Genomic DNA, 24,522 nt, shown 5'->3' on the forward strand with positions numbered 1-24,522 from the left:
AAGGCACCCGGCGGAGGGCGGCATTGCTCACGCTGCGCCCGGAATCACTTGTCAGCGCCCTGCGCCGGCTGCGGGCGGATCCAGCCAGTTCAGCGCAACATCGGAGGGGAACGCTTCTGCAGGGCGTGCTGGCGGGCAGACCCCCGGTCCTTCGATACCTGCTCACGTTGCGGCGAGTCCGCGACCATCGTCGTCCGGCGACCGGAGTTGGTGTGCCTCGACTGCTACACCGCCCCGGAAAAGACATGCTCACTGTGCCGTAGACCCGGCCGCGTCGCCACACACCTTGACGGAAAACACGTGTGTGCCCGCTGCTACTACGGCATGCGGAACCCACATCCATGCCCCGAATGCGGTCAGCGACGGATGCTGACGAATCTCCTGCACGAACAACTCGTCTGTGCTGAATGCGCAGGCGCCCCGGTCACCATGGCCTGCCCCGGCTGCGGCTCGGTCGAGGAATCACGCAAGCATCACCTGTGCGCACAGTGCCGCCGACCCATCGTCGTCCAGCGGCTTCTCTCCGACGAAACAGGCGAGATCCGGGACGAGATGCGGGCCTTGGCCGACTACCTGATCTCCCACCACCCACGAGCAGAGTCGCTGAGCCGTTGGGTAGACAACAGCAGCGCCGCAGCCACCCTCCGCGACCTTGCCGGCGGCACACTGCCACTGGAACCCGCCGCGATCATCGAGCGAGCCGGTTCCGCCCAGTCAGCCTCGTTCCTGCTCTCCCTGCTCGTGCTATCCGGCACCCTGCCCGACTTAGACGTCCAACACGCCCGCTTCGAACACTGGCTTCGCGGCTGGTTCGCCTCTCTCGATGCACCAGAGGACCGTCTTCTCCTGCGCCAATACAGTGCGTGGGGATTGAACTCCACGACCCACAGCACACCACGCGGCACTGCCAAAGCCCGCTACCAGAAACAACGCGCCGCCCTGAAGTACTGCGCCGAGCTTCTCCGAGTCATCCGCGCCCATGGCCACTCGCTCACGACCTATCCGCAACGCGGACTCGATGCCTTCCTCACAGATTCTCCGAGCCAACACGACGCCCTCGCGCCCTTCACCCGCTGGCTGCGTCAGAACCGCATGAGCCACCTCCGCGTCGAACACCGCAAGAATCAGCTCGCAGGGAAAGGATTCGAATCTGACCATCGCTGGCAAATGGCGCGCCTCTTCCTGAGGGACACGCACATATCACCCGTTGATAGGGTCGGTGCCCTCCTCGTCCTGCTCTACGGCATGCATCTGACGAGGATCGTGACGATTGAACGCACCCAGGTAAGTGTCACTCAGGATCGAGTGACCCTGACCATCGGGAAGGAACCAATCGAGCTACCCCATGCGCTAGGCGAAGCCATCACGGACCTCCTCAACCTGAGCCAGCCCCGATCAGAGCGCTGGCTCTTCGCCGGACGGAACCCTGGCGCGCCCCTCACGGCCGGTGCCCTCGGAAAACGGCTCAACCGTCACGGCATGCGGACAGGCAGCGCCCGGGTCACGGCCCTCCTTGAACTCGCGCAACAGATGCATCCCAGAGTCCTCTCGGACCTCCTCGGAATCTCCACAACCTCAGCGACCGCGTGGTGGCGTCTCGCCGGAGGAGACTGGGCCTCCTATCCCGCACTCCGCTAACAACTGCCCGGCAAAAATGACTTAGCCAGGCGCAGATCAGGGATGGCCATTTCTGGGATGAGGAGAAGCCATCAGGGCTGGTTGAGCCGCAGAGGACGGGCGCCATAGGCAGGTTCGATCGCCTCCTGTCCCTTCTGGGAACCCTGACAGGGACGGTTTTGGAGGTCTAGTCCATGACTACTGACCAAATCCCCTGACGGGAGGCGGTTCCTCACTAATCCAGACAGGTCGCCAACCATTCATTGGCCATTCAAAGCCTCAGTTTCGCCGGATTTCTGACTTGAGAAAGCTGCCTCACAGCGATGCGTTGCCCGGGGCAGCCTGCTCCGCTGTGCGGGTCAGGAACCTGCCCGTCCGCCGAAAATCACGGATAAGAAACCCATCCGCTATCACGATTCCAACGACCGCAGTTGCCATTAGCACGGCGACTAGATTGTCACCGCCCAGGGCAAAGTTCATCGCTTGAGCAGCGAAGACGCACGGCATCAGCGGCTGCAGGAGCAGTTGCGTGGCCAGTCCCTTTCGTAGCTGCACCGCAGCGGCCCGGGTGACAGCAAGGTGTTCCGGATCGAGGTGTGCTTTCCCTGCGATCTGACGCCGAACCTGCTTTTGTTCCTCACTCTCCAAGGAAAACAGCACGTCGATCTTCCCCAAGTTGGCTGCAGGTGCCACCTTCTTCGCGTTGTAGATCAGTCCCCCAACAAAGGCAACCACCACTCCTAGGAGAAACCCGAACGACAGAAGCGTCGGCCACACCTCCGGTGTGCGCGGAAAAGCCAGGATGCCGGTCACGGCTCCGACCGCGACCAGGGCGAACAGTCCAGCCGGGAAATAGCGGGTGTAGTAAGTTTTCACGGCCTTGCCAAGGCCGTTGTCCTCGATGCCCTGGGATCTTCTTCTGGCGTTTGCCCACCGTTCGTTGGACTCCGCCATGAGATCGTCAATCCCGCTCATCGTCTTCCTCCCAAGAATGCAACAAACGCCGGCAAAGACATGAGCGAAAAGCCACTGCTAACGCCACTGTTCAGATGCTCAAATCCTGACCTAATCCCGCCAGGAGTCCACGCTCTGCTGGACGGTTGAGGTGTAACGCCTAGGTTGCACGTGACGTTCACGTCTTGTCCCGTGATCCGGTCTATTGTGGATCCTCCGGCCTACGGGGATGCCCAGGGGCGCTTGGCCGGTTTCTTTTCGCCGCGAAAGCCATTCCTGACGGTATTGATCTGTCTTTGTAGCCTCCTTTCCGCCCCAGCCAGCTCCAAAGTATCCGCCGAGAATTATGCAGATCATCAGAAGTGCTGTGCCGGCAGACTCCGGGCCGAAAAGCCAGGTAGAACCGAGAGTCACCACAGCAATGATCAGCAGTGAGATGAGTATCTTTAGAAGCACTTTCATTGATGCTGCCCTCATTCCCTTGCGATACCCGGAGTCTACGACCGGAGGCCCGACCCGAGTAGACCCTGGTGATGCTGTGTGAGAGCTGATACATGGAGAAGGCATTGCAACGAAGGATCATCGTCCTGTTTCGGGATCCAGCCGAGGAACGCTAAGGGAAACGGTGACAGGCGCGCGTGGGAATCGTTGTGTGAGACTTGTCCGATGATTACCGAACACGCGCTGTTGCCAGTCATCCCCGGCCAGGAACAGGACTTTGAGCTGGCCTTCCGCAGGGCTAGGCCCATCATTGCTTCGATGGCTGGGTTCCGGTATTTGTCGTTGTCGCGTTCGATGGAGTCGCCGAGCACCTACCTGCTGCTCGTCGAATGGGATCGGCTCGAAGACCATACCGTTGGATTCCGCCAATCAGAGCAATACGGGAATTGGCGCGCACTGCTGCACCATTTCTACGATCCATTCCCGGTCGTGGAGCACTACCAGAACGTCCTATAGGCGATCGTTGCGGCGGATCAGGGACAAATTCGCGCAGTAGTAAGCGCCGTGCCACTAGGGAACCTTGCACGGGACGAAGCTGGCCCATCCGGGACGAAGTCCCCTTAATGGTGAGGTTCCGCGAGCAGAGTCTGCTACGCCTCAACCGGTGACCGCGTTAGGGCAAGTGATGCCATGAGAAGGATGAAGCACACGCCGAATCCAATGACGGCGGCAGCGGATCCGATCAACGCCTGACACGTAGGGGAATGACCAAGTAAATGGCCGCCGCCACTGACAAGGCGACGCAAAGGAGGCGGGCCCGGTCAGGGTGCTTTCCGGCTGGAGGTTCTTTCTTCCGCGCGAATGCGATAAACCAAATCACCTGGCCCACAAAAAAGGCGATACACGTGATGCTGACCGGGGAGATATTGCCTGTACCCGGGGTGTTGTCCAGGCTTAGCTGGATAATCAAGCCGACAAGGCTACCTGTAGTGAGCAGCCATGCTGTCAGGAGTTTGAATCTCTCAGCCATCTCTCGCACTCTCCTTTTCAGAGAAGTGAAGCACAGGCGGGTTAGTGGACGCGAGGGCCATTTGCGATGTCGAGCAACGAGCTGACTAGGGTTCGTTTTGGAACCCTGACCGAAGTGAATCACCATGGCTGCGGCAGTCCGGGTTGGCCGGCGGCTACTCCCCGGTGTATCCGTATTCGTGTTGATCTGGAATCCAGAGTTCAGTGGCCTCACGCTTTGCCCGGTCGACTTCTTCACCGGGAATCACGAAGAGTGATTCAAGAGCCTGCTCCGGCCAGGTGAAGGTCAGCGTCAACTGCTCCGGCGTTGACGGCTGGTCGAACCAATACATGATGGTCCACCTCGTGTTGCTGCCCTGAGTGGTGAGAACCTCGGCAGAGCCCCCAAGTGAGTCTTCTTGTTCCATCATCAGTTGAGGACCGAGAGTCGGAGTGTTCCGATGGTACGAATCTACCTGGGTGAAAATTTCACGTTGCTGGTTGCGTGTCAAAGTGCCCCGGAACCTGACGGAGATCTGGGCCATGAAACCGGAGGGATAGACCTCCCCGAAGTCCAGGGTGCAGGCTGTCCCATCCGGATGGACTAAGCTCCGTCCGGCGATCAATCCGGGAAGCCAATGGTGTGGTCGACGATTCATGCGCTGCCCCCTCAGGCGGTTCGTCACTTGAGGCTACAGCTAACGACCCGAGATATCCCTGGCGATGGAGCCTGGACCCCGATAGGTTGCAGGCTAGGCGCGTGGTCCAGGTTCAGGACCGGCTTACACGACGGTCAGGGCCGACGGCGGTTCGAGAAAATGCTTCCCGTCGTATTCATGGAGTAGGCCCGGGCGCACGCGGCCCTGCAGTATCGATAGAGGACTCATCCGGGGCTTCGTCGAAGAAACGCCGAGCCCGCGGCAGCCAAAGCGGGCCAACAATAGCAATCGGGACCAGGAAGAGCAGCCAACTCCAAGACGGCGGCCAGGAGAAGCCGAACCCCCACAGCGGGACGGTGAGGCTCAAGTAATACCGCATGGTCCGATCGCCGTCTTTGAGGGTTTGCACGAAGCTGGCGGCGATCACGGAAAGTAGGAGCAAGATGAATCCGAAGAGCCAAGGAACCCATGCCGGTTTTGGTTCCTTGGCCACTTCTACGATGGCCAGAACGCCAAGGATGTCAAACGCTGCTATGGCCGCCATCATCACCCAAACAGCGAAGAGCACCTCGAATGGTGGCTTCCGTCCCTTCTTCCGGGAACTCACCGTGCCTCCGTGCTGCTTGTCATGACCAGAGCGTAAACCATGGTCATATCCCAAAACAGCCCACCCCGAAGGCGGGCTCCTTGGCCGCCCGCATGCCGTTCATCAAAACGGGGAGCCAGAGCGCACTCGAAATTGCGAGCCTAAAAGACAATGCCGCGTCAGGCCCAATGTGGTCCTAGATCAGGCCGTCTCAGTGGTCCTGAGTCAGGTTGACGTACTCACCACGCAGGGCCTGCTGGCGATCGATCTCGCGTACGACCCCTTCAGCATGGCACTTGTATAGGTTTCGTTGTCGTAGCTCATCCCTGATGGGCGGCAGTAGCAGCGGCCGGGGACCACGCCAACACCCGTCGCGGTGCCCCGCGCTTCAGCCGCCGGTGCCGCCTCCACATCAGTCGAGGAACAACTACCGGGACGATCAGGGACTTGGTCGCTGGAATCTGCGTCAGGAGTTGTTCGAGGGCCGCTGAGCCCTGTTGCTGTACTCTCGCATCAAGAGGTGGGAGACCTGAATCGGGGGGCATCATTAGGACTATCCGGCTCATCAGACGTCTATTCTCGGAGATGCCTGAGCCTGCGAGGACCTTTGAGCGGTGGGCCGTTGTCTTGTTTGCCGCCACCTTTCTTATCGGGGTGACGACTCGCCTGGACTGGGTGATGTTCGTCGGTATGGGCGCTGCAGGAGTTTTCCTAGTTCTTTTCGGACGGTGTATCTTCCGGGATTTCAACGGTGCAGCAAGCGCTTGGTCGAAGTTCTACAGGGAAAGCAAGGGTATTGCACCGGACGGGTTTACTCTCGCCGATGTTCCGACGCTCAAAGGTATTGGGTTCTGGTACATGCTGGTGGGGGGAGGGTTTGTGATCATAGCGGTTGTTGGGTGCGTGGCCAGCATGGTTCGTCAATTCGGCTAGGGCAGGGAATTCGTGAAGAATGACCGACGGCTGCACGCCCCTTACCCTTGTCGAACCTTCAGCGTGCCGGTTCGTCGCTAGGATTGTCGCTGCTGAGCTCGACTTTGAGAGTGGGCTTATCCGGAGCCGCGTGCTCCCAATCGACGGACGGCGGAGGTTTATCGGGCTTCCGCGCCATGTCCGGCTCGCGGTCAATGCGCAGCCATACTCGCAGCGAGTCGTTTCTATACAGAATGCTGCCCGGCGCCGGAGACTGACTTTGAATAACCGGGTTGCTGGACCAAGCGATCCCGCTTATCGGGGGTCCGTCCGGATCCGGATTCGCCAAAGTCAGTCCAGCGGACAGAGCGATCTCCCGAGCCGGCAAGAATCGCTCCCCAACAACGTCGGGGACAATGACGAGCTCTGCGGCTCGCTGATCATCGGTTGCTTTGTCCGGCATGACTGCCTCCTATCGCCATTGTCTGCTTCTCGCAGCAACCCAGCAACAGGCCAACAGTGAGAAAAGCCGTGGTTTGGGGCCGGCTGCCGAGTCTAAGCGTCCCGCAACGGATGTCCCATATAGGCCGCCCAAAACGTCCCGCAAGCCGGTCCCCCGGCTGGGTGGCGGGTGCGAACTTCACGCAGTCGATGGTGGGCTCTACTCAAGGTCCCGTGATACCTGTCCGTGGGTCTATCCCACGAAGGGGCCCCTTTACGGCACACTCTTCAAGAGCCAGGAACGTTAGTTAGAGGTCGAGGCAGCCTTTCGGGGGTGCATCTATGGCTCGTGTGGGGCATGCCCGGCAGCGACTCCACTGGCTGAGCAGCGACTCTGTGAGCTCCGAATTGAGCCTGCTGCGACCATGGTTGGAAACCTCCCACAGAAAAACAGGACAGGGCTCGCGATGGCCAACGTCGTCAAACAGCTCCGGCCGCTGCGAAGGGCTCGGACCCCCGGCATGGTTTCAGGCGAAGGTTGGCAGGATCCGGTCGGAAGGCCCTTGCGGATCCTGCCACTATACGAATCCGGGGTCCACGGGCGCAGCGATGCGTTCCATCCACGATTTGAGCACAGGAAAGCCCGTCCTGAATTGGATTGAAATTTTCACCCTCGCCAGTAGCACCGTGCCACCGCGGAGCCACGTTTTTGAGACGAATAGTGGACCTTCGAATACGCGCCCCTACCAGTAGAGCTCCTTGGCAGGTACTCGGCCTGGCTGGAGGTATACAGCATCGACGAAGCCTTCCTCGGAGTCAAAGGCACCCCGGACGAGCTCCTGCGGCTTGGCCACACCATCAAGGCGGCTGTCCGCCGCAACGTCGGAGTGCCGGTCTGCGTGGGGATTGCCAATACCAAGACCCTCGCGAAGCTGGCCAACAAATGGGCGAAAAACAACCCCGTCCTCAACGGCGTGTGCCACTGGGATGCCATGCCTGCCCAGGCCCGCGAAGCGCTGATGCGCCGGCTCTCGGTCATAGAACTCTGGGGTGTGGCCGGCAGGCTCACCAAGCGCCTGAACGGCCTGGGTATCCATTCCATCCTCGACCTTGCAAACGCCGATCCGGTGCGGATCCGGGAGCGCTTCTCCGTGGTGCTGATGCGCACGGTCCTGGAACTCCAGGGCACTCCCTGCATCCCCATGGAAGAAGAGCGCATCGGACGTGACCAGCTCATCTTCAGCCGGTCCTTCTCAACGCCCATCACCACCGCGGCGGACCTGCGCCAAGTCATGAGCGTGTACGCGCAGCAGGCGAGCGCCCGCCTGGCCAAACACGGGCTCCAGGCCAAGGTCCTCAATGCGTTCGCCGGCACCTCGCATTACAACCCGCTGGATACGTCATACCCGACTGTCACCGTGACGCTGCCCCTGCCCACCGCTGATCCGGTGCTGCTAACGAAGGCCTCGCATGCGCTGCTCCCCCGGATCCAGGAAGGCATCAAGTACGTCCGCGCCGGCATCATGGTCACCGACCTCCGCCCCAGCGGACGGCAGGCGCCGCTGCCGGTATTCGCGAACCCGCATGAGGAACGCGGCATCGGAACCTTGCTGGAGGACATCAGCCGCAAGTACGGACGGGGTTCCGTGGGCTTGGGCCATGCCGGCATCCGGGGCGGGCCCGACTGGTCCATGGAACGCAGCATGCTCTCGCCGCGGTACACCACCAACTGGGACGAGCTCCCGCTCGTCCGGGCAGCCTGAAGCGGCAGGGCCGCCCCACAACCCGCCCCTATGCCGCCAGGGGGGATCCGAACATTTCCGCGGCCCGCCGCAGCAGGTGCCCGGGGACGTCAGCTTCACCGCCGGGCCCGGTCCGGCCAAGGAACACAGCTGTTCCGCGGGCCGCGTCCGAGAGGTCGAGCCCCGCCTCACGGATCAGTTGGGCTGCCCGGATGTTCGGCGGCAGGTTCATGGAGTGGCCTTCGGCGTTGAGGTAAACATGCCAGTCGCCGCGGCTTACGGACTCCAGATGTCCCCCGACCAACTCCCGCAAGACATCCGGAGTAGCGTCGATGGCCACGGTTCGTAGGGCTTCATCCAACCGGACCGGAATGACAAGTGCCGTACACGTAGTGCTCATTTTTTATCCTCAGTACTCATAACTGAGAGGTCCGTCAGTCTGTTCCCGCAAACCGCCAAATTGACCGGATCAGTAACGATGTTTTACACCGCCGGCAACGGAGCCTGTGTCAGGGTTCCAGCGTCTGGGCCAGCCCGGCCAGGACGGGCTCGCGGCCAAGCTCGATGTGCGAGTACGCGAGTGAATACGCCAGATCCGCTTTGCCGGCAAGGATGGCATTGCACAGTTCCATGTGTTCGTCCCGCTGGAGTTCGTTGCTGCGGTTGTGCGCGAGGCCAAAGATCCATCGCATCCGCCCAAACAGCGGTTTTACCGATTCGATGAGGAGTCGGCTGCCGGAAAGCCGGACGATTTCGGCGTGGAACTCGGCGCTGAGCCGCACGACGTCGTCCGTCCGCCCGCCGTCGATCGCGTCCCGGGTTTCGTCCAGCAGCTCCTGAAGCAGGCGACCGGACTCGCCCCCGGACACCCGCATGGCTGCCATCCGCGCAGCAAAAGTCTCCAGGCAGAGCCTGACGTCGAACAGCTCGTTGACGTCGGTGAGGGTCAGCCGGCGCACCACCGCGCCGCGGCGCGGGAACGTCTCCACAAAGCCGTCCTGCTCCAGTCGCTGGATGGCTTCCCGGACCGGAATCCGTGAAACGTCATAAACCTCGGAGAGCTCGCGTTCGCGCAGCCGCATGCCCTGCTCATATTTTCCGGCCACGATGCCTTCGAGGACCAGCTGGTAGACATGCTCGGCGCGGGCTTCGTCGTCGCGGCCGTTCAGCGTTTCGGGCACAGGCTTGGCCACGTTCGCATTCCCCTCCATACAGTCACCTCCGGAGCCGGAGGCACGGCCCCGCTCAGCGTTCCACCCGAGCATACACGGGCGGAAACAGCTCGGCCGTGGTCCTGCGGGACGCATCCCGGAGGGTGTATGCGGCCTTCATTTTGTCGAAGAGTTCCTGCCCCCTGCGGCGCCAGTATCCGAGGTCGACGCCGTCAATCTCACCGTCCGCCATCAGGGTCCTCCCGGCAACCACGGACAGCACGGCCTGGCGGGCGGTTCCGTTCAGCAGGAGTGTTCGCAGGGGGTCATCCCTGACGCCGTCGCGGAAATCAGCGAGTGAAAAGGCCACCAGGTCCGCCTGTGCACCCGCTTCCAGCCGCCCCAGGTCCGGGCGGCGGAGCGCACGGGCACCACCCAGCGTGGCGGCGTCGAAGTATCCGGCCACATCCCCCGCCCCGGTATCCCCGGCCAGGATCTTCGCCAGCTGGACTCCGGCATCGATACCCCGGATCAGGTCCGGCGGGAAGGAATCGGTACCGAGCGCAATGTTGATTCCCGCCTCCCGGTATGCCCCAAACGAGTCCAGGGTGCTGCCGTAACGCATGGACGTAAGCGGGCAGTGGACGATGCTCACGCCCGAGTCCGCCAGCTTCGCCAGCTCACCCCGGTCCTCGCCGTGGACCGCGGGGTTGCGGTCCGTGTAGGTGGCGTGCGGAATAAGGAGCCGCTCGTTGAGCAGGCCGGCCTGTTCGATGAGCTCCAGCGGCGTCACTCCGTGAGCGTCCTGGATGATCCGGCGTTCCACCAGGCCCTGCAGGGAGTGCAGCCGGACCAGCACATCGCGCTCCGCTGAAAGCTGGGCTGTGGCCTTCAGCAGATCGGACCCGAGGGTCTCGATCCTGCAGGGGAGAAGCACGCCCTGCACAAGAGGATCGGCCAGCCCGCTCGCAAAGTCGAGGAACCGCACGGCATCGGCGAACCCGGCTGCTCCCTCGCCGTCGTCGAACAGCACCGAGCGTTCGCCGTCCCCACGGAGGACATTCACGCCCCCGCGGTAGGCCGGACCGAGATACCCCCGCAGCCCCAGCCGCCGGCTGGTGCCGGCCACCCCCGCCATCTCGCCGAAGGTCTCCGCCCACCCGGAATGGACTTCCGAGGCAATGGGCATGTACGTGGTGATGCCGTGCAGGACCAGCTGGATCAGGGCATACTCGCGGATCTGCTGACGCTCCTCGGCCGTGAAAACGTCGGCCCGGCGGTTGCGGAAGTAGTCCTCGGACCACTGGTAGCCGGCGGCAAGCTCCGGGCCGGCCCAGCTGTCCAGCAGCAGGTGGTCCACGTCCGCCAGCGCGTCGAGGTCAATCAGGCCGGGCATGAGGAGTGCCTCGCCCAGGTGACGTTCAATATCAACGGAACCCCGGTACTCCCGGCCGACGAACTCGATGGTGTCATCCCTGTAGACAACGCAGGCGTCCTCCAGGACAACGTGGCCGCCGTCTTCGTGGCCGAGGACGTGGCGGGCGGTTATTTTCGTGATCAACGGGACCCCTTCTCTGGTGATGTCCACCACAGTCTAAGCTTTGGTATTCCAAAAATGGCATTTGATGGCCGTTTTGAGGCAATCCGCCGCCCGCTAGGCTGGAAAGGGGCGCTTCGGCAGTGGCTGGCGAGCTCTGCAGACATCCGCGGACCCCGCCCCGGGCGAACAGCAAGCACCTCCCGATACCCGTGAATCCGGGAGAAGTGTCCGGAATGCCGGAACATTCGCGGAGGTGTGTGATTTACATCGCACCTGAGTTGCCCTACTATTTTTTTGGTATACAAAAGTTCCGGAGCTTGCTCCACGGACCACGAAACGAGTCCCCGTTGACCCAGCTACAGTCCACCGCCGAAGCCGGCGCCGCGAGCCCTTCCCCCGCCAGCGACGGCACACCGGCCGGCCGGAATAGCGGACCCGCACGGTCCGGGACGTCCGGTAGCGCCGCCCCCGCAGAGGCCCGGTCGCTGCTGGCCACCGCCTGGCTGCGGATCCGCCGGAGCAAGATTGCCCTCCTGAGCCTGTGCGCGGTGGTGGCCATCATGCTGTTCGCCATCCTCGCCCCAGCGCTCAGCGCCCTGTCGGGCAACGACCCCTTCACCTCCAACACGAGCCCGGAAGTGCTGGACGATTTCCAGACTCCGGGCCTGCCGCTCCCTGGCTACATGTACCCGTCCGCGCAGCACTGGCTGGGCGTCGAGCCCGGCCTTGGCCGCGACCTCTTCGCCAGGCTTGCCTACGGCGGACAGGTCTCCCTCACCATCGCCCTGTTGTCCACGGCTGTTTCCGTGGTCCTTGGAACGGTGCTCGGCGCTGCGGCCGGCTACTTCGGCGGCAAGACCGACGCCATCATCAGCCGCATCATGGACCTGTTCCTCGCATTTCCGCACCTGCTGCTGGTGCTCTCCCTGACGCCCATCCTGCAGTCCCGGCTCCGGGACACGCCGCTGGGCGAAGGCAGCTTCCTGCCCATGGCCTCGCTGGTGATCATCCTGGGCTTCTTCGGCTGGGCATACCTCGCCCGGATTGTCCGCGGCCAGGTTCTGAGCCTGCGGGAACGCGAATTCGTGGAAGCAGCACGGTCCTTTGGCGCCTCGCACATCAGTGTCCTTTTCCGCCAGATCATTCCCAATGTCATGGGCGTGGTCCTGGTGTACGCCACCATGCTGATCCCCACGAACATCTCCGCCGAAGCGGCGCTGTCCTTCTTCGGCGTCGGCGTCAAGGACCCCACACCGTCCTGGGGCCAGATGCTCAACGCCGCCCAGTCCGGCAACTGGTACCTCAGTGACCCCTGGTTCCTCGCCGTTCCCGGAGCCATGCTCATCGTCACGGTCCTCGCGTTCAACCTGCTCGGCGACGCCGTCCGCGACGCCCTGGATCCCAAAGCCTCCCGGCACTGATCCCGCGCAGGCGTAAGCCGACCAAGTCCCAATCCCCGCACACCTCCGTTCACCCAACCCTCAAGAGGAGCATCATGAAAACCCCCACGAGAGCACTGGCGCTTTCCGTGCTGATCGCCGTGGCCGCCACGGGCTGCGGCGCAGGCCAAAGCCAGACCGGCGCCGCCAAGCCCGCCGAGTCGGTCACCGAACTGGCACCCAACGTTGTCCAGGCCGGGTTCAGCGCCAAGGGCGGCAACATCAGCGTCCTGATGTCCTCCGATTTCCAGACGCTGGATCCGGGCAACAGCAACTACGTCCAGACGGCCAATGTCGGCCAGCTGTACTACCGCACACTGACCATGGCCAAGGAAACGGCCGGGCAGCCGCCCACGGTTGTTCCTGACCTCGCGACGGACACCGGCAAGGTCTCCGCCGATGGACTCAGCTGGACCTTCACGCTGAAGGACGGCGTGAAATTCGAGGACGGCAGCCCCATCACATCCGCCGACATCAAGTACGGGATCGAGCGCACCTTCGCGCAGGACGTCTACACGCAGGCACCGCAGGAACTCAATGCAGCGCTCGATGCCGGCGGGTACAAGGGCCCCTACAAGGATCCTGCCGCTGTGCTCAAGGCTGTAGAAACCCCCGATGAGCGCACCGTGGTGTTCCACCTGAAGAAGCCGTTCGCTGAGTTCCCGGCGCTCGCATCGCGCTCCAACACGGCCCCGGTCCCCAAGGCCAAGGACAGCAAGCTGGACTACACCAACCACCCGGTGTCCTCGGGCCCCTACATGGTGGAGACCTACAACCGCGGCAAGTCCCTCAAACTCGTCCGTAACCCGCACTGGGATCCCGCCACGGACCCCAACCGCTCGGCGCTGCCGGACACCTTCAGCTTCTCGCTGTCCACCTCGCAGGCCACGATCAGCCAGCAGCTCCTGGCCGACTCGGACCCGAACGCCATCACCCTGGATTCCAACGGCGCCCTGCAGACCTCCGACTCGGCCAAGCTGGCCGATGCCAAGGTCAAGGACCGGGTGGCTTCCGGCCTGCTCGGCTGCAACGATGTCCTGAGCCTGAACACCCAGAAGATCACCGACCCCGACGTCCGCAAGGCCATTGCGCTGGCCCTGGACCGCCAGTCCATCCTGGTGCAGTACGGCGGACGCCGCTTCGGCGAAATCACCCAGAGCCCGCTGAATTCCAAGATGCGCGGCTATGTCGCCACGGACCTGGAACTCGACCCCAGCGGCAAGCCCAAGCTGGAGGAAGCCAAGAAGCTCCTGGCGGGCAAGGACTACCCCGAGTCACTTACGTACGGCTACGCCAACAACCGCGATGCCTACAAGAACACGGGCACCGTGGTCCAGCAGAACCTGAAGGCCCTGGGCATCGACGTCGAACTCGTTCCGATTCCGGCGCCGAACTACTACTCGATCATGGCCAGCGAACAGCTCCCTGATCTGGGCCGCTCCGGCTGGTGCGGCGGCGCCGACCCGGCATCTGTGCGCACTTCCGCCGATCCCCTGCTTGGCCCGAACAACGACGGCACCAGCTACGGCTTCTCCAACACCTCCCGCTACTTCGATCCGCAGGTCTCCAAGGCGATGTTCGAGCTGCGCAGCACCGACGGCACTTCCGAGGAGCTCGGCAAGAAGTGGTCCGAGGCCTTCGGTTCCGCCCTGAAGACGTACCCGATCATCCCGCTCATCCGCAGCCACACCAACAGCGTGGTCGGTTCCAACGTCCGCAATGCCCAGGTGGGCTACTTCTTCGGCGGCATCGACCTCTCGATCGTCGGCGTCGAGCACTAACCAGGCCTCGTCCAGAAGGAGAAGCGGGCCGCCCGGACCACCGGGCGGCCCGCAACCACCACAATGATCACTTTCATTCTTCGCCGGGCCGGATCGCTGGTCCTGTTGCTCACCGCGGTCAGCTTCATCACCTTCACGCTCTTCCAGCTTGGCCCCTCAGACCCTGCCGCGGCTGCCTGCGGACAGGAATGCACGCCCGAGCGCGTGGCCGAGGCCAGGGTGGCCTTGGGCATGGACCAGCCGTTCCTGGTCCAGTACGCCGACTACATGCGCGGGCTCTTCTCGCCGCGGATGATCGGGGCTCCCGGAGCCCAGTCCCTGTGTGAGTGGCCCTGCCTGGGCAAGTCTTTCCAGACCAACGAGAACGTCGCGGACATTATCGGCCGCTCACTCCCCTACACCCTGTCCATGGCGGTTGGCGCCCTGGTCCTGTGGACCATTTCCGGCGTCGGGCTGGGGCTCCTCGCCGCGCTGCGCAAGGGATCTCCGACCGACAAGTTCATTGTGGGTGCGGCCTCCGTCGGTGTCTCGCTGCCCATCCCCGTCACCGGCCTGTTCCTGCTGCTGGTGTTCGTCAACCAGCTGCATCTGCTGCCCTTCACCACCAACGAGATCAACAGTCCCTTCGGACCCGAGGGGCCCCTGGCGTGGGTGGCCAACTACCTGTTGCCCTGGATTGCGTTGGCCGTCCTGTTCAGCGCTTCCTACATCCGCGTCACCCGGACCAACATGATCGAGACCTTCGGCGAGGACTTCATCCGGACCGCCCGGGCCAAAGGCCTGGCACCCCGGACAGTCACCTTCAAACACGGCGTCCGGGCCGGAATCACGCCCGTGGTCACGATGCTCGGCATGGATATCGGCCTGCTGCTGGGCGGGGCCGTCCTCACCGAACAGATCTTCTCCGTCCCCGGCCTGGGCTTCACGGCCGTACACGCCGCCATTTCCGGCGATCTGCCCGTGACCCTGGCCATCACCATGCTGGCCGCCTTCTTCGTCATAGTGGCGAACGTCGTGGTGGACCTCGCCTATGCCGCCATCGATCCCCGAGTGAGGCTCCAATGACCCAGCTCCACACCAATCCCCGCACGGACCGCAGGACCCCAGGACCGGCGTCGGACGCTTTCCTTGAGGTCCGGGACCTGTCCGTGAAATTCCCCACCGACGATGGCGTGGTGTCCGCCGTGAACGGCATGGACTTCTCGCTGGAGCGCGGCAAAACGCTGGGCATCGTGGGCGAATCCGGCTCCGGCAAGTCCGTCACCAGCCAGGCGCTTATGGGCCTGCTCAAGGGCACCTCGGCGCAGGTCACCGGCCACGCACTGTTCCAGGGCAAGGACCTCGTCACGCTGCCTGAGCCCGCCATGCGCCGGCTCCGCGGCCGCAACATCGGGATGATCTTCCAGGATCCGCTGTCGGCCCTGCACCCGTTCTACACGGTGGGCCACCAGATCGCCGAGGCGTACCTGGTCCACAACAAGGCGACCAAAAAGCAGGCCCGGGCGGCCGCCGTCGACATGCTGGGCAGGGTGGGCATCCCCAGCCCCGAACAGCGCTACGACGAATACCCGCACCACTTCTCCGGGGGCATGCGCCAGCGCGCCATGATTGCGATGGCCCTGATCTGCGAGCCCGAACTGCTGATCGCCGACGAACCCACCACTGCCTTGGACGTGACCGTCCAGGCGCAGATCCTGGACCTCATGTCCGAGCTGCAGGAGGAAACCAATTCGGCCCTCATCCTCATCACCCACGACCTCGGAGTGGTGGCCGAGGTCTGCGACTCCGTGCTGGTCATGTACGGCGGGCAGTGCGTCGAATCGGGGCCCGTGGACGAGATCTTCTACGACACCCGGCACCCCTACACCCTGGGCCTGCTCAACTCGATGCCCACCCTGAACAGCCCCGCAAGCCGGTTGAACCCCATTCCCGGCCAGCCGCCGTCGCTCCTTGACCTCCCCAAGGGCTGCATCTTCAGCGCCCGGTGCGACTACGCCGACCTCACCGGGGACGGCGTGTGCGCCAGCCGGCGGCCGGACCTTGTGGTCGAGGACGGCCACGGCAAGCGCTGCCATTTGAGCGGCCCCCAAATCCTCACCATCCGGAATTCGCGTTAGGACCGCCATGGAAAAGCAGGCAATTCTCCAGGTGGAGAACCTCCAGAAGCACTTCCCCTTGAAGGGCGGAATCCTGCCGGGTGCGGCAAAGCGCTCCGTCAAAGCCGTCGACGGCGTGTCGTTCAGTTTGGCGCGCGGCCAGACGCTGGGCCTCGTGGGCGAGTCGGGATGCGGCAAGTCGACCACCGGCCGCATGGTGGCCCGGCTGCTGGATCCCACCGGCGGGCGGATCGTGCTCGACGGCGTGGACATCAGCCAGCTGCGCGGCCGGGACCTCTACAACTTCCGGCGGAAGGTCCAGATGATCTTCCAGGACCCTTTCGCCTCGCTCAACCCGCGGCAGACGGTGGGCACGGCCATCGCCGCGCCCATGGTCGCCCAGAAGATCAATCCTCCGGGCGGCCTTAAGAACCGGGTCAAGGAATTGCTGGACCAGGTGGGGCTCAAGCCGGAGCACTACAACCGCTTCCCACATGAGTTCTCCGGCGGCCAGCGGCAGCGCGTGGGCATCGCCCGGGCCATTTCGCTGAATCCGTCCGTGATCGTGTGCGACGAGCCGGTGTCCGCCCTCGATGTCTCCGTGCAGGCGCAGGTGGTCCTGCTACAGGAAATCCAGCGGGACACCGGAGTCTCCTACGTCTTCATCGCCCACGACCTCTCCGTAGTCCGGCACATCTCGCATGAAGTGGCAGTGATGTACCTGGGCAAGATCGTGGAGCGGGGCCCGCGCGACGAGCTGTTCCGGAACCCCGCCCACCCCTATACCCGGGCTCTCCTCTCCGCCGTGCCCCTGCCGGACCCCCGCGCCGCACGCGAGCAGGTCAAGATCCGGCTCCGCGGCGACCTGCCCTCGCCCGCCAATCCGCCCAGCGGCTGCGTCTTCCGTACCCGCTGCCCGTTGATCGGCACCCTGCCGGAAGAGCAGCAGCAGCGCTGCATCAGCGAAATCCCCGCACCGGCCGGCCCGGCCGCCCCTGCCTGCCACCACGCAGGACTGGCAGCCGCGGCCCTGGCCGGTGTGCAATAGACCCACCACCAAAGGAGCACCACATTGAAGACCCTGATCCGCGCCGTCCGCCCGTGGGGGCAAGCACTCAGCGACGTGACTATCACCGTAGGTGAAGGCATAGGTGGCCAGATCACCGGCGTCGAGCCCCATGACCCTGCCCGCGCCGTTCCCGGCGACGTGACGGTAGTAGAAGGCCGGAACCGACTCTTGGTGCCGTCCTTCTCCGACGTCCACGTGCACCTGGATTCGACCAGGATCGGCCTGCCGTTCCGGGAACACACCGGCGGTCCGGGCGTGTGGGCCATGATGATGAACGACAGGAAGAACTGGCGCCATGCCGAGGTGCCGCTGCAGGAACGGGTGAACGAGACCCTGGGCCGGATGATCGCGCGCGGCACCACACGGGTGCGCTCCTACGCCCAGGTGGACGTCGACTGCCGGCTGGAGCGTTTCGAGGCCGTGGCCGCCGCCAAGGAGCAGTTTAAGGACCAGGCCGATGTCGAGATCATCGCCTTCCCCCAGGCCGGCCTGCTCCTCGAGGAAGGCACCGTGCCGCTCATGGAGGAAGCCCTTAAGGCAGGCGCCAACGTCATGGGCGGCATCGATCCCTGCAGCCTGGACCGCGATCCCGCGAAGCACCTGGACATTGTCTTCGGCCTTGCGGAGAAGTACCAGGTCCCCATCGACATCCACCTCCACGAACCCGGCGAACTGGGCGTTTTCAGTACCGACCTGGTGCTGGAAAGGACACGCGCCCTGGGCATGCAGGGCAAGGTGACCATGTCCCACGCCTACCAGCTGGGCAGCGTCAACGAGGCCACCACCCGCAGGCTGATCGATGCCTTCGCGGAGCTGGACGTCTCCCTGGCGTCCGTGGCCCCGGCCGCGTCCGGACAACTGCCCATCCCGCTGTTGGCGGAGGCCGGCGTCCGGCTGGGCCTGGGTGAGGACGGCCAGCGCGACTACTGGTCGCCGTACGGCAACGCGGACATGCTCGACCGGACGTGGCAGCTTGCCTTCACGCACGGCTTCCGCCGGGACGAGCTCATCGAGCACGCCCTGGCGATCGCCACTGTCGGCGGCGCCAGCGTCCTGGACCCGTCGGCGACGCGGCTCAAGGGCACGGCGCACCGACCCGGCCTCGAGGCCGGCGATCCGGCCGAGCTCCTGCTGCTCGACGGCGAGACGGTGGCCTCCGCGGTCATGGACCGCGGCACCGACCGGACGGTCCTCCACCGGGGGAAGGTTGTGGCTGACCAGCTGGAACTCGTCTAGCCCGCTTTAGGCGCGAACGAACAGTTGGTGCCCCGAATCCAAGCGGATTCGGGGCACCAACTGTTCGTTGGCGTGTCCGGGTCAGTGGCCAGCGTCAGCGCCCGACGTCGGCCGGCTCGCCCAGTCGCTCCGGATGGGCCGCGCCCGCACTCACCAGCGGCCCGCGAACGGCCAAATACCCGGCGACGGCGAGGAGCACCGCCTCGGCGGAGAGCACCCAGAAAGGAACTTCCCAACCGCCCGACCACTCGTGCAGGAACCCGGCGCCGAGGGGACCAAGGGAGGCAAGCGCGAACCCCAGCCCCTGGCTCATGGCGGAGAGCCCGCCGGCACTCCGGGGACCCGCTGACCGCAGGACGATCAGGGCCATTCCCAGGCCGAAGCCCGCGCTCTGCACGATCCCCAGGAGCCCGACCATCAGGAACTGCAGCTCCGCCGGAGCCATCAGCACTCCCAGAAGCGCCGCCGCCACCAGCATCCCCAAGGCCGGCGCCATGAGCTTGAGGACCGCCGGGCGGGCTGCCAGCACGGGCGCGAGCAGGCTCGCCGGGAGCCCGGCCACGCTGAACCACGCCAGCAGCCCCGCCCCGGCATCAGGCTCCAGGCCCCGGGACACCAGGTACACGGACAGCCACGAGGTAATGGCGAAGTACAACATGGCCTGCAGCCCGAAGAAGGCTGTCACCGCCCACGCCGTCCGCTGCCTCCGCAACGGCACGCCGGATGACAACGGCATTCTGGAGGGCAACAGCACGCCCGAGGCTCCCTGCTTGGCCGGCGTTCCCTGCCCGGCGGTTGCCGGCTTCGCTGGCCCCGAGCCGGGGCGGCCGATCAGGAAGGCGGCCAGAAGCGCCGGCACGGCCCAGAACGCCAGGGCGCCGGACAGGCTTCCGCCAAGGGCATCCTGCAAGGGCTGAACCAGTCCGGCCCCGAGCGCCGCACCGAGCCCAAATCCCATGGTGCACAGCCCCGTCCACCATCCGCCGCCGCGGTTGGCCTTGACGATCTGCGGCACCATCACGCTCGCCGCCATGATCGAAGAGCCCGCAAGGAATGTTCCGGGCAGGAGCATCCCCGGCACCAACACCCGGATAACCAAGGCCGCGGCCAGCACCATAAGTGCTGCTGCCACTGCCCGGCCCGCACCGAGCTTTCCGGCCAGCCAGGGGCCGCAGGGGGCCGAGATGCCGAAGGCGAGGACCGGCAATGCGCCCAGGACCGGCAGCAGCCGGGCGTCAACCCCGAAGGCCGCCTGGAGCTGACCCATCACACCGGCGACGGTGGTGACGGCAGGCCGCAGGTTGATCGAAACAAGGATGAGGGCAGCCAGCACCCACACGGCGACGGTCCCGTCGCTGGTTTTGTTAGCGCTCGTCGGCGGACGTGCTGCATCCACTGATTACCTCCTCGGAATCCATTTGGTATACCAAACAACAATACGGTGGGAATCGCTGAAGTAAAACTTCCTGCCGTGTGGTGGACCTTGCGTCCGCGTCCGCCGTGATGGAATACCAGCAAAGCTGAGCAGGATTCCTGTAGGCGGCTTTCCGCGGCGTCCGATATGACCCGCTCCGTAACATTGTTTACCCGCCGGTAAAGGCGTAGGTGCCGTGACTAGCCAAGAGGGGGCACCATCCCCCATGCTTGCTCCATGTCCTCAATGTCGAGCCCATACAGGATCATCGCGGTCTGCACCGGAAATATCTGCCGGTCCCCGATGGCCGAGCTGATGCTGGCCGAGGCCTTCGCAGCAGCGGGGCTCGCCGGCGACGTCGTCGTGGATTCAGCCGGCACCACCGCCTACGAGGCCGGCCGCCCCATCGATCCCCGGGCCGCCCGCAAGCTGGCCGCCCACAAACTCGCCTCCAACGGGCACATTGCGCGGGAGTGGAGGCCCGAGTGGTTCCGTGACCGGCACCTGGTTCTCGCCCTCGATGTGGACCATTACGGCTGGTTACGGGCCACCGCCCCCGACGGCGGAGCGCTGGCGCGGATCCGGATGCTGCGCAGTTTCGACCCGGCTGTGGCGGGGCGGGACCTCCTCGACCAAGGCATCGAGGACCCCTGGTACGGCGGCCATGCGGACTTTGACGTCACCTGGGACCTCATCAAGGCGGCCGTTCCCGGCGTCGTGGAACATGTCCGCCGGGAAGTGTTGGAACAGAACCAGTCCGGGCAGCAGGTACGCTCTATTTCATGACCCCTGCGCCCGTGATCATTGCCGTCGACGGCCGATCCGGCGCAGGAAAAACCACCCTTGCAATCGAGCTTGCCGCCCGGCTGCGGGAGCACCACAAGGTGTCGCTGTTCCATCTGGAGGACGTCTACCCGGGCTGGAACGGGCTGGCGGCGGGCATCGAACGGTACGTCACCACCGTGCTGGCCCCGCTGAGCCGCGGGGAGGCTGCCGAATGGGTCGGCTGGGACTGGGAGATGCACTACGACGGCCCGGCCCGCACCACCCTGCCGGCGGAGATCGTCATCGTGGAGGGTGTGGGCGCCGCGGCGGATTCCGCCCGTCCGATGCTGGACGCCGTCGTCTGGGCGGAGTCCTCCGACGACGACCGCCGCACCCGCGCCCTGGCCCGTGACGGCAGCACCTACGAACCGTTCTGGGACCTGTGGGCAGCGCAGGAGGAGGAGTGGCTTGCTGCGGATGCGGTGCAGGAAAACGCCGACATCCGGGTACTCAACAGGGCCGACGGCACCGCCCCGGACGACGTCCTCCTGGCACTGCAGTACCTTCCCGCGCTCGCCCCCGTGCTGCTGCCCGAGCTCTCCGGGCGGCGCGGCCTCCAGCTCCATGCCGAGCGGCTGGACTGCGTCCCTGACGCCGCCCGGCTCTTCGACGCCCTCTACGGCCGCTCACTGAACGCCGTGTGGCTCGACTCTTCCCTCCGGACCAACGGTACGGCCGCCGAGCGCAGCCGCTTCAGCATATTGGCGGACGACGGCGGCAGCTACGGCCAGGACGTCCGGCACCGATCCGGCGTGACCCGGCTGACCACCGGCACCGCCACGGTTGAGACTGCCGGACCGTTCTTCCGCTGGCTCGACGGCGTGTGGGGCCGCCGCGCCCTCCGCGCTCCCGAGGGCTACGACTGCGAATTCACCCTGGGCTGGCTGGGCTACCTCGGCTACGAGCTCAAGCGCGAAACCGGCGGCAGTGACATCCCCTCCGGCACCCCGGACGCCGCAATGATCTTCGCCGGCCGCGCCGTGGTCCTGGACCACCTCGAGGGAAGCGCCTGGCTTCTCGCCTTGGAGGCACCCGACGCCCCGGAGTGGCTGGCGCTCGCCCGCTCGGCCGTCACGGCGGCTGCGGTTCCGGCCGAACCGGCGGCCGGCACCGCCGTCGCAAGCACCGCCGTCGGAATCGGCAGCATCGCAGCCCCTGCCTTCACGGGCCGCGACACGGAGCACGCTTACAAGGCCAAGATCGCCGACGCCCAGCATGAGATCGCCGAGGGAAACACGTACGAAGTCTGCCTGACCACGGCCATCACCGCCGATGTTGCGGGGAGACCGGACGGGCTGGATCCCTGGCAGGCGTACCTGGCCCTGCGCCGGAAGAACCCGGCGCCGTTTGCCAGCTACCTGCGGTTCGGCGAGCTCACCGTGGCCAGCACGTCCCCGGAGCGGTTCCTGAAGATAGCGGCCGACGGCGGCATGCGCGCCGAGCCGATCAAGGGCACCCGGCCCCGGGCCGCGGACCCTGCCGGCGACGAGCAGCTGCGGCGGGACCTCGAGTCCTCCCCCAAGGACCGGGCCGAGAACATCATGATCGTGGACCTGCTCCGCAACGACCTGAGCCACTTCGCCGTAGCCGGATCTGTCACGGTCAGCAGGCTCTGCGCCATCGAAAGCTATGCCACGGTCCACCAGATGGTCAGCACCATCGACGCGAAGCTGAAGCCCGGGCTGCCGCGTGCTGAAGCTGTTGCCGCATGCTTTCCCGCCGGGTCCATGACCGGGGCTCCGAAGATCAGCACCATGGCCATCCTGGACCGGCTCGAAGGGGCGCCCCGCGGGGTCTATTCGGGCGCCATCGGCTACTTTTCGCTGAGCGGGGCCATGGACACGGCCGTGGCCATCAGGACCCTGGTGATCCGCGCAGACGGGGCGGGCGGCGCTGAACTGAGCCTCGGCATTGGCGGCGCCATCACGGCGGATTCCTCGGCCCAGGAGGAGTACGACGAAATCCGGACCAAGGCCTTCGGCGTCCTCTCCGCACTGGGCGCAGACTTCCCCGAAAGCTGACGCCCGCCTACTGCAGCGTGGCCGTGAGCCGGGCGACGTTGTCCACGTATTTGACCGCCATGGGCCGCTTCATCCAGTCTTCGAGCGTCAGTTCGTGGGAGATGTCCCGGTAGGTGTCCTCCACGGCACGCATCTTGGCCACGATGTCCGCGCCCAGGAGCATCACCGAAACCTCCAGGTTGAGCGAGAAGGACCTCATGTCCATGTTGCTGGAGCCCAGGACGGCCACTTCGTCGTCGATGGTGAAATGCTTCGCGTGCAGTACATACGGCGCCTTGTACAGGTAGATCCGCACGCCAGCTTCCAGCAGTGCCTCGTAGTAGGACTGCTGCGCGTGGTGGACCAGGAACTGGTCCCCCTTTTCCGAGACGAAAAGTTCGACGTCCACGCCGCGTTGCGCCGCCGTCGTCACCGCGTAGAGCAGCGAATCGTCCGGGACGAAGTACGGGCTGCAGATAGAGATCTTGTGCTGGGCGGAGTAAATGAGCGTGTTGAACAGGCGCAGGTTGTTTTCGGTGATGAAGCCGGGGCCGCTGGGCACGGCCTGGGCGGTCACCCTGCCTGGCGCCATTTCAGGCCGGTGCGCCAGCTGGTCTTCGAGCGACTCGTCCGTCTCGCTCAGCCAGTCGGTGGCGAAAACGACGTTGAGCGTGGTGACGATGGGCCCGCGCAGGCAGGCCATGAGCTCCACCCATTCGCGCCCCATTTTGCGGTGGCGGGGGTTGTTGTAGGAGGGCTCGATCAGGTTCTGCGAGCCCGTGAAGGCGATTTCGCCGTCGACCACCATGATCTTGCGGTGGTTGCGCAGGTCCGGGCGGCGCCACTGGCCGTGCACCGGGCGCAGCGGCAGCATGGGCCGCCACTGGATTTTGCTCGCCTTGAGGCGCCTGATGAGTTTCCGGTAGCCCTTGATCCGCAGGGTGCCGAGGTGGTCGAACAGGACCCGGACCTGCACTCCGCGCTCGGCGGCTTCCTCCAGCGCGCCGAAGAGGTCATCGGTGATGTGGTCCGTGCTCATGATGTAGAACTCTGCGTTAACGAAAGTCTTCGCCTCGCGGACGGCGGCGGTCATGGCCTTGATGGAGTCCGGGTACCCGGGCAGCAGCTCCACGCTGTTGCCGTCCACCATGGGCAGGGAGCCCAGCGTCTTGTTCAGCTCCGCCGCGGAGGCCACCCACTCCGGGCCGCTGTAGCGGCTTTCGACGGCGTCCAGCTGGGACGTGCCGGCCCGGACTCGCTTGTTCACGGCATCCTGCTGTGACCGGCGCTTGCGTGAGAGCTTGAAATTTCCGAACAGCAGGAACAGGATCAGGCCCAGGGCAGGCACGAAGAAGATGCCCAGCAACCACGCCATGGCGGTGGTCGGGCGCCGGTTGCCGGGAATGATGCCCAGCGCCAGCACCCGGATGACCAGGTCAAGAATGCTCAGCGCCAGCACGAGCCAGTAAGGCGCGGTGCCCGCCAGCGGAAACGGCCACAACACAGGCTAGACCCCCACGGTTCCTCACCCGCAGGACCGGTTCCGGAACGGGCGTTCAGCCCAGCCTATCCCGCACAGGCGCAGAACGCCGTTGGGCTCCGTGGCGGCCT

The 24,522-nt window shown here is 64.8% G+C and carries 20 protein-coding genes and 1 pseudogene; 12 read left to right on the forward strand and 9 right to left on the reverse strand.

The window, feature by feature from the left end; all coding sequences use genetic code 11:
• Positions 1 to 366: 366 nt before the first annotated feature.
• On the forward strand, positions 367 to 1,638 hold the full coding sequence (locus J7I79_RS02560) for a hypothetical protein (protein ID WP_214949807.1): 1,272 nt from the start codon (positions 367 to 369) through the stop codon (positions 1,636 to 1,638).
• A gap of 294 nt (positions 1,639 to 1,932) precedes the next feature.
• Here J7I79_RS02560 and J7I79_RS02565 read toward each other — a convergent pair whose 3' ends face one another.
• Positions 1,933 to 2,592 carry a hypothetical protein gene (locus J7I79_RS02565; RefSeq protein WP_214949810.1) on the reverse strand — a complete coding sequence of 220 codons (660 nt, stop codon included), beginning with the start codon at positions 2,590 to 2,592 and terminating at the stop codon, positions 1,933 to 1,935.
• Positions 2,593 to 3,237: 645 nt separating this feature from the next.
• Here J7I79_RS02565 and J7I79_RS02570 point away from each other — a divergent pair.
• Positions 3,238 to 3,528 (forward strand): antibiotic biosynthesis monooxygenase, encoded by a 291-nt coding sequence (locus J7I79_RS02570; protein ID WP_214949812.1) that lies wholly within the window; start codon positions 3,238 to 3,240, stop codon positions 3,526 to 3,528.
• Between the two features lie 226 nt (positions 3,529 to 3,754).
• Here the strand turns inward: J7I79_RS02570 and J7I79_RS02575 are convergent, their stop codons facing one another.
• The 3 genes from J7I79_RS02575 to J7I79_RS02585 all read right to left on the reverse strand — a co-directional run bounded on the left by J7I79_RS02575 (position 3,755) and on the right by J7I79_RS02585 (position 5,286).
• A complete protein-coding gene (locus tag J7I79_RS02575; RefSeq protein ID WP_214949814.1) occupies positions 3,755 to 4,042 on the reverse strand; it encodes a hypothetical protein in 288 nt (95 codons plus the stop codon).
• Between the two features lie 154 nt (positions 4,043 to 4,196).
• On the reverse strand, positions 4,197 to 4,679 hold the full coding sequence (locus tag J7I79_RS02580; protein WP_214949816.1) for a hypothetical protein: 483 nt from the start codon (positions 4,677 to 4,679) through the stop codon (positions 4,197 to 4,199).
• A gap of 175 nt (positions 4,680 to 4,854) precedes the next feature.
• The gene (locus J7I79_RS02585; RefSeq protein WP_214949818.1) at positions 4,855 to 5,286 is read right to left on the reverse strand and encodes a hypothetical protein; all 432 of its coding nucleotides are present in this window, start codon (positions 5,284 to 5,286) and stop codon (positions 4,855 to 4,857) included.
• Between the two features lie 606 nt (positions 5,287 to 5,892).
• On the opposite strand from J7I79_RS02585, the gene J7I79_RS02590 reads away from it, so the two are divergent.
• Both J7I79_RS02590 and J7I79_RS02595 read left to right on the forward strand, forming a co-directional pair.
• Positions 5,893 to 6,198: a hypothetical protein gene (locus J7I79_RS02590; RefSeq protein WP_214949820.1), complete on the forward strand. Its 306-nt coding sequence runs from the start codon at positions 5,893 to 5,895 to the stop codon at positions 6,196 to 6,198.
• Between the two features lie 1,169 nt (positions 6,199 to 7,367).
• Positions 7,368 to 8,381, forward strand: a pseudogene (locus tag J7I79_RS02595) (DUF4113 domain-containing protein); the annotation flags it as partial.
• A 28-nt stretch (positions 8,382 to 8,409) separates the two neighbouring features.
• On the opposite strand, the gene J7I79_RS02600 reads toward J7I79_RS02595, so the two are convergent.
• The 3 genes from J7I79_RS02600 to J7I79_RS02610 all read right to left on the reverse strand — a co-directional run bounded on the left by J7I79_RS02600 (position 8,410) and on the right by J7I79_RS02610 (position 11,072).
• Positions 8,410 to 8,760, reverse strand: a complete 351-nt coding sequence (locus J7I79_RS02600) for a DUF3846 domain-containing protein (protein WP_214949822.1) — start codon at positions 8,758 to 8,760, stop codon at positions 8,410 to 8,412.
• Positions 8,761 to 8,869: 109 nt separating this feature from the next.
• Positions 8,870 to 9,553 carry a GntR family transcriptional regulator gene (locus J7I79_RS02605; protein WP_311380501.1) on the reverse strand — a complete coding sequence of 228 codons (684 nt, stop codon included), beginning with the start codon at positions 9,551 to 9,553 and terminating at the stop codon, positions 8,870 to 8,872.
• A 52-nt stretch (positions 9,554 to 9,605) separates the two neighbouring features.
• On the reverse strand, positions 9,606 to 11,072 hold the full coding sequence (locus J7I79_RS02610; RefSeq protein ID WP_214949832.1) for a chlorohydrolase family protein: 1,467 nt from the start codon (positions 11,070 to 11,072) through the stop codon (positions 9,606 to 9,608).
• A 326-nt stretch (positions 11,073 to 11,398) separates the two neighbouring features.
• Here J7I79_RS02610 and J7I79_RS02615 point away from each other — a divergent pair, with 326 nt between their 5' ends.
• From J7I79_RS02615 to J7I79_RS02640, 6 genes are all read left to right on the forward strand, one after another.
• Positions 11,399 to 12,472, forward strand: a complete 1,074-nt coding sequence (locus J7I79_RS02615) for an ABC transporter permease (RefSeq protein WP_251042276.1) — start codon at positions 11,399 to 11,401, stop codon at positions 12,470 to 12,472.
• Positions 12,473 to 12,546: 74 nt separating this feature from the next.
• On the forward strand, positions 12,547 to 14,271 hold the full coding sequence (locus J7I79_RS02620; RefSeq protein ID WP_214949834.1) for an ABC transporter substrate-binding protein: 1,725 nt from the start codon (positions 12,547 to 12,549) through the stop codon (positions 14,269 to 14,271).
• A gap of 63 nt (positions 14,272 to 14,334) precedes the next feature.
• Positions 14,335 to 15,336, forward strand: a complete 1,002-nt coding sequence (locus J7I79_RS02625) for an ABC transporter permease (RefSeq protein WP_214949836.1) — start codon at positions 14,335 to 14,337, stop codon at positions 15,334 to 15,336.
• The gene (locus tag J7I79_RS02630; protein WP_214949837.1) at positions 15,333 to 16,388 is read left to right on the forward strand and encodes an ABC transporter ATP-binding protein; all 1,056 of its coding nucleotides are present in this window, start codon (positions 15,333 to 15,335) and stop codon (positions 16,386 to 16,388) included. The genes J7I79_RS02625 and J7I79_RS02630 overlap by 4 nt, the downstream gene beginning before the upstream one ends.
• A gap of 7 nt (positions 16,389 to 16,395) precedes the next feature.
• Positions 16,396 to 17,415, forward strand: coding sequence for an ABC transporter ATP-binding protein (locus tag J7I79_RS02635; protein WP_214949845.1), 1,020 nt, complete (start codon positions 16,396 to 16,398; stop codon positions 17,413 to 17,415).
• A gap of 24 nt (positions 17,416 to 17,439) precedes the next feature.
• On the forward strand, positions 17,440 to 18,672 hold the full coding sequence (locus J7I79_RS02640; RefSeq protein ID WP_214949847.1) for an amidohydrolase family protein: 1,233 nt from the start codon (positions 17,440 to 17,442) through the stop codon (positions 18,670 to 18,672).
• A gap of 94 nt (positions 18,673 to 18,766) precedes the next feature.
• On the opposite strand, the gene J7I79_RS02645 is transcribed toward J7I79_RS02640, so the two are convergent.
• A complete protein-coding gene (locus J7I79_RS02645) occupies positions 18,767 to 20,068 on the reverse strand; it encodes an MFS transporter (protein WP_311380502.1) in 1,302 nt (433 codons plus the stop codon).
• Positions 20,069 to 20,323: 255 nt separating this feature from the next.
• On the opposite strand from J7I79_RS02645, the gene J7I79_RS02650 reads away from it, so the two are divergent.
• A complete protein-coding gene (locus J7I79_RS02650) occupies positions 20,324 to 20,872 on the forward strand; it encodes a low molecular weight protein-tyrosine-phosphatase (protein ID WP_251042277.1) in 549 nt (182 codons plus the stop codon).
• Positions 20,869 to 22,932, forward strand: a complete 2,064-nt coding sequence (pabB, locus tag J7I79_RS02655) for an aminodeoxychorismate synthase component I (protein ID WP_214949849.1) — start codon at positions 20,869 to 20,871, stop codon at positions 22,930 to 22,932. The genes J7I79_RS02650 and pabB overlap by 4 nt, the downstream gene beginning before the upstream one ends.
• 7 nt (positions 22,933 to 22,939) lie before the next feature.
• Here the strand turns inward: pabB and cls are convergent, their stop codons facing one another.
• Positions 22,940 to 24,415: a cardiolipin synthase gene (gene cls, locus J7I79_RS02660; protein WP_214949851.1), complete on the reverse strand. Its 1,476-nt coding sequence runs from the start codon at positions 24,413 to 24,415 to the stop codon at positions 22,940 to 22,942.
• Positions 24,416 to 24,522: the final 107 nt, after the last annotated feature.

It is taken from the genome of Arthrobacter sp. ISL-69 (assembly GCF_018613775.1).
GTDB lineage: Bacteria > Actinomycetota > Actinomycetes > Actinomycetales > Micrococcaceae > Arthrobacter.